3 protein-coding genes and 1 tRNA gene are annotated in these 6420 nt (G+C 66.0%); all 4 read right to left on the bottom strand.

Annotated elements, in window-relative coordinates; genetic code table 11:
* Positions 1 to 240: 240 nt before the first annotated feature.
* The 4 genes from ACT53K_RS15925 to ACT53K_RS15910 all read right to left on the bottom strand — a co-directional run bounded on the left by ACT53K_RS15925 (position 241) and on the right by ACT53K_RS15910 (position 6281).
* Positions 241 to 314: transfer RNA gene (locus ACT53K_RS15925), tRNA-Gly, on the bottom strand.
* Between the two features lie 67 nt (positions 315 to 381).
* Positions 382 to 1869, bottom strand: a complete 1488-nt coding sequence (locus ACT53K_RS15920) for an efflux transporter outer membrane subunit (RefSeq protein ID WP_476229693.1) — start codon at positions 1867 to 1869, stop codon at positions 382 to 384.
* Positions 1866 to 5060, bottom strand: a complete 3195-nt coding sequence (locus ACT53K_RS15915; RefSeq protein WP_476229692.1) for an efflux RND transporter permease subunit — start codon at positions 5058 to 5060, stop codon at positions 1866 to 1868. Before ACT53K_RS15915 ends, ACT53K_RS15920 begins: the two co-directional genes overlap by 4 nt.
* A gap of 6 nt (positions 5061 to 5066) precedes the next feature.
* Positions 5067 to 6281 carry an efflux RND transporter periplasmic adaptor subunit gene (locus ACT53K_RS15910; protein WP_476229691.1) on the bottom strand — a complete coding sequence of 405 codons (1215 nt, stop codon included), beginning with the start codon at positions 6279 to 6281 and terminating at the stop codon, positions 5067 to 5069.
* Positions 6282 to 6420: the final 139 nt, after the last annotated feature.

Here is a 6420-nt window from a genome sequence, read left to right as displayed (position 1 = left end):
GCTCGTCAGGCTCATAACCTGAAGGCCGCAGGTTCAAATCCTGCCCCCGCAACCAATCCAACACACACACCAAACCGTTTCAGAACATCCTGAAGCGGCTTTTTTATGCACGGTTTCCGGAGGATGCCCCTTGACGGAGGCTCGCTCCTAACGGGCAGGGGGCAGCGCCGTCGGGCTCTGCTGATATCACCAGCTCGACGCCCGTCACAGGAAGTAACAGGGATATAACGGTATAAGAATTGGAGCGGGTAGCGGGAATCGAACCCGCGTATTCAGCTTGGAAGGCTGCTGCACTACCATTGTGCTATACCCGCCCGCTCTCCAGCGCTGCTGCCACAAGCGTAGGCGTTCGGTCAACCGCTTGCGTGATGTCCGGTTCCCTTACGGCGTATCGGGCGTACGTGGTTTTGGTCCTTGCGGCGTCGCGTCGAGCTGGGCGTCTCCGCCCAAGGCTCGATAAAGATTGACCCGGTTGGTCGCCGCCGTCAGCTGAATGGCCACCAGGCTGCGCTGGGCGGTGTAGAGTGACCGCTGCGCGATCAGGCTCGCGAGGAAAGTGTCGATACCGCCGCGATAGCGGGCGTTGGCCAGCCGGTAGGCGTCGGCTGCTGCATCGGTCTCGGTCTGGGTGGCGCGTAGTTGTTCGCTGACCGTGCCGCGCTGCGCGAGCGCGTTGGCAACGTCGCGGAAGGCGGTCTGGATCGCACGTTCGTAGCTGGCGAGTGCGGCTTGCTGCTGCGCCTCGCTGAGCGCGACATTGGCGCGGCCGGCGCCGGCGCGGAAGATGGGGTAGCTGGCGGTGCCGCCCGCCTGCCAGTTGAACGCATTGCTGTCGAACAGGCTGGAAAGCGCGTTGCTGGCGAAGCCGAGCACCGTCGTCAGCGTGATGCGCGGGAACAGCGCGGCGCGCGCGGCGCCGATCTGGGCATTGGCGGCGCGCAATTGATATTCGGCCTGCACCACGTCCGGGCGGCGCAGCAATATGCCCGAATCGAGCCCCGCCGGCAGTTCCCCGATCGTCGGCATGGCCTGTTCGATCGAGGCGGGCAGCAGCGCCGGATCGATGTCCGCACCGACCAGCAGCCGCAGCGCATTGATGTCCTGCGCAACCGCCGTCTCATAGCGTCCGATATCGGCCTGCGCAGACGCCAGCGTCTGTTCGGCCTGGCGCAGATCGGTACGCGGGGCGATGCCGCCCTGGAGCCGCGCGCGGGTGAGCCGCACGGATTCCTCGGCACTGCGCGCCGTGTCGCGCGCGATCTGCAACAGGCTGGCGTCGGAGGCATAGTTGAGCCAGCCCGTCGCCACATCGCCGACCAGCGTCAGCCGGGTTGCGCGGGCGCCAGCCACGGTCGCGAAATAGCTGTTCTGCTGGGCGCTGGTGAGCGAAGCGAGGCGGCCGAACAGGTCGAGTTCGAACCCGGTAATGCCAAGCTGCGGCGCATAGCTGGTGCGCGTGCCGGTGCCGCCGCCGGTGGCGCCCGGGCTCGCCGCGCTGCCACTCGCGCCCCCGGCTGTGCCACCCGTGGTGCTGAGACCATGGCGTTCGGTAATGCCCAGGCTGGCATCGACTTCCGGGAACTGCGCCGCGCGCTGGATGCGATATTGCGCCCGCGCCTGCGCGATATTGGCAGCGGCGATCCGCAAGTCGCGATTATTGGCCAGCGCGCTTTCGATCAGCGTCTGGAGTCGGGAGTCCTTGAAGATGTCGCGCCAGTTGACGGCGGGCAGCGCCGCCTCGCTTTCGCGCAGATAGGGGTCGCCGACCGGCCAGGAGGCGGGGATCGGCGCCGCCGGCCGCACATAGTTCGGCGCCATCGAACAGCCGGTCAGCGCGGCGGTGCCCAGCAGGATCAGCGAACGCTTCATGCCTGGGCCTCCCCATGATGCCGGTGTTCGCGCAACGCCTTCATCCCGTCCCGCACGCCGCGACGGACGAGCACGAAGAACAGCGGGATGTAGAAGATGGCGAGGATCGTCGCCGTCAGCATGCCGCCGATCACCGAGGTGCCGATTGCGATGCGGCTGTTCGCGCCGGCGCCCGTCGAAATGGCCAGCGGCAGCACGCCGAACATGAAGGCCAGGCTGGTCATCAGGATCGGGCGAAGACGGATGCGGGCAGCTTCCAGCGCCGCATCGATCACGCGCTTGCCCTGTTTTTCGGCCTGTTCGGCAAACTCGATCATCAGGATCGCGTTCTTCGCGGCAAGGCCCATGGTCGTCAGCAGGCCGATCTGCAGATACACGTCGTTCTGCAGCCCGCGCAGCGTGACCGCGAAGATCGCGCCGACCAGCCCGAGCGGAATGACGAGCAGCACCGCGATCGGGATCGACCAGCTTTCATACAGCGCGGCAAGGCAGAGGAAGACGACGAGCAGCGACACGCCATAGAGCAATGGCGCCTGGCCCGAGGACAGCCGCTCCTGATAGGACAGGCCCGCCCAGGCAACGCTGGTTCCCGGAATTTGGGCGGCGAGCTCGAGCATCCGCTGCATCGCGTCACCCGAGCTCTTGCCCGGCGCCGCCTGGCCCTGGAATTCGAACGACTGGGTGCCGTTGAACCGGGCCATGGTGGTTGGCGCCGTCGCCCAGGCCGTGCTGGCAAAGGACGAGAAGGGGGCCATGTCGCCATTGCTGCTGCGGACGAACCATTGCCCGAGGTCGCTCGGCTCCGACCGATAGGGCGCATCGCCCTGCACATAGACGCGCTTGACGCGGCCGCGGTCGATGAAGTCGTTGACATAGCGGCCGCCCCAGGCGGTCGACAGCGTCGAATTCACGTCGGCCTGGCTGAGGCCCAGCGTCGCCAGCTTCTGCTGGTCGAGACCGACCCGAAGCGTCGCCACGTCGGGCAGGTCCGACAGGCGGACCTGGGCCAGATCGGGATCGGCATTGGCCATGGCGAGCAGCTTGTCGCGCGCGGCGACGAACTGGTCGCGCGGCATGCCGCTCACGTTCAGCAGCTCCATGGTGAAGCCGGTCGACTGGCCCAGCCCGCGGATCGCCGGCGGCACCAGCGCAAAGACCTGTGCGTCGCGGAAATTGCGGAAGGCGCCCGAAGCGCGGGCGATGATGGCATCGGCGCTGTTCTGGGTGCCTTTGCGGTCTGCCCAGTCGGCGAGATTGAGGAAGCCCTGGCCGGTGTTCTGGCCCGCCGCCCCGTTGCCGCCGCTGCCCCCGGCGACCGTAAACATCACCGAGACGTTCTTCGCCTCATGGGTCTGGAAATAGTGCTCGACGGCGGTCTGCACTTCCTGCGTGCGCGTCTGTGTCGCGCCGGCCGGAAGGCGGAACTGCACCGATGCTGCGCCCTGGTCTTCGCTGGGCAGGAAGCCGGTCGACAGGCGGGAGAACATCACCACCAGCGCCACGCAGATCAGGGCGTAGACCAGCAGGAACAGCCATTTGCGGTCGACCACCGACCGTACGCCGGCAGTGTAGCGGGCGATGCCGCGTTCGAACCCCTGGTTGAACCCGTCGCGGGCGCGGCCAAGCGTGCGGCCAAAGGCGGGGAAGCGGCGGTCCAGCCAGGAGGCTTCGGCCGTTCCGTCATGGTTCTTCTGCTTCAGCACCGTCGCGGTGAGTGCCGGGCTCAGCACCAGCGCCACCAGCACCGAAAGCACCATCGCCGAGACGATCGTGACCGAGAACTGGCGATAGATCACGCCGGTCGATCCACCGAAGAATGCCATCGGCAGGAACACCGCCGACAGTACCAGCGCAATCGCGACCAGCGCGACCTGGATCTCGTCCATCGACTTGATCGTCGCCTCGCGCGGCGACATGCCCGGATTTTCCTCCATCAGGCGCTCGACATTCTCGACGACGACGATCGCGTCGTCGACCAGCAAGCCGATCGCGAGTACGAGGCCGAACAGCGTGAGCGTGTTGATCGAGAAGCCGAGCGCGTAGAACACGCCAAACGTGCCGAGCAGCACCACCGGCACGGCGATGGCCGGCACCAGCGTTGCCCGCCAGCTTTGCAGGAACACGAACATCACGATGACGACAAGGACGATCGCTTCGAGCAGCGTCTTCACCACTTCGTCGATCGACAGCTTGATGAAGCCCGTCGTGTCGTTGGCATAGGCATATTTCAGGCCGGGCGGGAAGGTCTTGGAGGCGGCTTCGACCTGCGCCTTCACCAGTTCCGCCGTCTTGAGCGCGTCCGCGCCCGGCGACAGCGAAATCGCCAGGCCGGCGCCCGGATGGCCGTTCACGCGGCTGGCCGAATTGTAATTGTCCGAGCCAAGCTCGACGCGCGCGACATCGCGCAGCTTCACCGTCGCGCCATTGGCCTGCGTCTTGACGATGATGTTGGCGAATTGCTCCGGCGTCTGCAGACGCGACTGTGACGTCACGGTCGCATTGAGCATCTGGTCCTTGGGCATCGGCTGGCCGCCGAGTTCGCCGGCGGCGATTTCGGTATTCTGCGCCTGAACCGCGTTGATGATGTCATTGGGGATCAGGCCATAGCTGGCCAGCCGCGCGGGGTTGAGCCAGATGCGCATGGCATAGGGGGCGCCGAACACATTGGTGTCGCCCACACCCGGAATGCGCGACAGCGGATCCTGCAGGTTCGACGCGAGCCAGTCGGACACGTCGAGATTGGTGCGCTTGTCGGTTTCATCATAGACGCCGACGATCAGCAGGAAGTCGGGGTTCGACTTGGTGACGGTCAGGCCCTGTTGCTGCACCTGGGTGGGCAGGCGGGACAATGCCTGCTGCACCTTGTTCTGCACCTGGACCTGCGCGATGTCCGGATTGGTACCTTTCTCGAACGTCGCGGTGATCGTCACCTGCCCGCGGGAGGTGGACGAGGAGTTGAAATAGATCAGCCCGTCGATGCCGCTGAGCTGCTGCTCGATCACCTGGGTGACGCTGTTCTGCACCGTTTCTGCCGACGCGCCTGGATAGGTGGCGCGGATGTTCACCTGCGGCGGGGCGATGTCCGGATATTGGGCGATGGGCAGCGAAAAGATCGCGCCCAGGCCGACGAGCATCACGATGATCGCCAATACCCAGGCGAAGATCGGGCGATCGATGAAGATGCGCGACATGACGGATCAGGCGCCCTTGGTCTTGGCAGCGCCCGGTGCCGCACCCTGGCCCTTTTGGGGCGGCTCGATGTTCTGCGGCGTGGTCGCGGGAACCGGGCGGATAGCGGCATCCGGCCGCACATTGGCGGTGCCCTGCACGATCACCTTGTCACCCGGCGCAAGCCCCTGGGTGATTACCCAGTTCTGGCCGATCGTGCGGTCTGCAACGACGGTGCGCGCCACTGCCTTGTTGCCCGGGCCGACCACATAGACGGTGGCATTGCCCTTGGGATCACGCGAAACGCCCTGCTGCGGCACCAGATAGGCTTTGGTGTCGATCATCTGCGCGAAGACCGCGCGGACGAACATGCCGGGCAGTAGGATGTTCTGCGGATTGGGAAAGCGTGCGCGGAGCGTGACCGTGCCGGTGGTTTCGCTGACCATCACTTCCGAAAATTCGACGGTGCCGGCCTCGCCATAATCGCTGCCGTCCTCCAGCTTCAGGTGCACGGCGGCGCTGGCCGGGGCCATGCCGTTGCGGCTCAGCGCGCGGCGCAGCGCCAGCATGTCGGCGCTCGACTGCTGGATATCGACATAGACCGGGTCCAGCCGCTGGATAACGGCCAGCGGATCGGTCTGGTTGGTGGTGACCAGCGCGCCTTCGGTAACCAGCGAGCGACCGATCCGGCCGGTGATGGGGGCGGGCACCGTAGTGAAGCGCTGATTGATCCGGGCGGTCTGTAACGCGGCGCGATATTGCGCGACCTGCGCGGCCGCCTGGCGCGCGGCGGCGGTCGCGTCGGTATAATCCTGCTGGCTCACCGCTTCCATCTGCGCCAGCGGCTTGTAGCGCTCCGCCTTCAGCCGGGCAGCTTCCATGGTCGCCTGCGCGTTCTGCAGATTGGCCTCAGCCTGCGCGACAGCGGCGCGATAGAGGCTGGGGTCGATCTGGTAGAGCGTCTGACCCTGATGGACGATGGCCCCTTCCTGGAAGAAGCGTCGCTGGACGATGCCGGCAACCTGCGGGCGCACTTCCGACGACTGGAACGCCGTCACGCGCCCGGCGAGCTCGGTCGTCACCGGCACACTGGTCGGCTGCACGACGACATAGCCTACCTGCGGCGGGCCGGCGGGGCCTCGTCCCTTTTTCTGGGCGTCGCCGCCGGCACTGCAGGAGGACAAAATCAGGGCCGACGCCAACAGCATCGTACCCGATCGGCGAAAGCTGGTCGGTGCGTTCAAGTTCAGAACCCGCTAGTTGACACCTCCGAAGGTCGCCGGAGGTGCTGGCCGTTGCCAAACACGCCCATAGGGCATGTGGTTGCGATACCGCCACAAGAGAGTTGTCGCAAAATATCTCGGCCAGTGTGCGGTTTCTCGT

It is taken from the genome of Sphingomonas sp. DMC8 (assembly GCF_056314185.1).
This window is presented reverse-complemented; position numbering and strand designations above follow the sequence as displayed.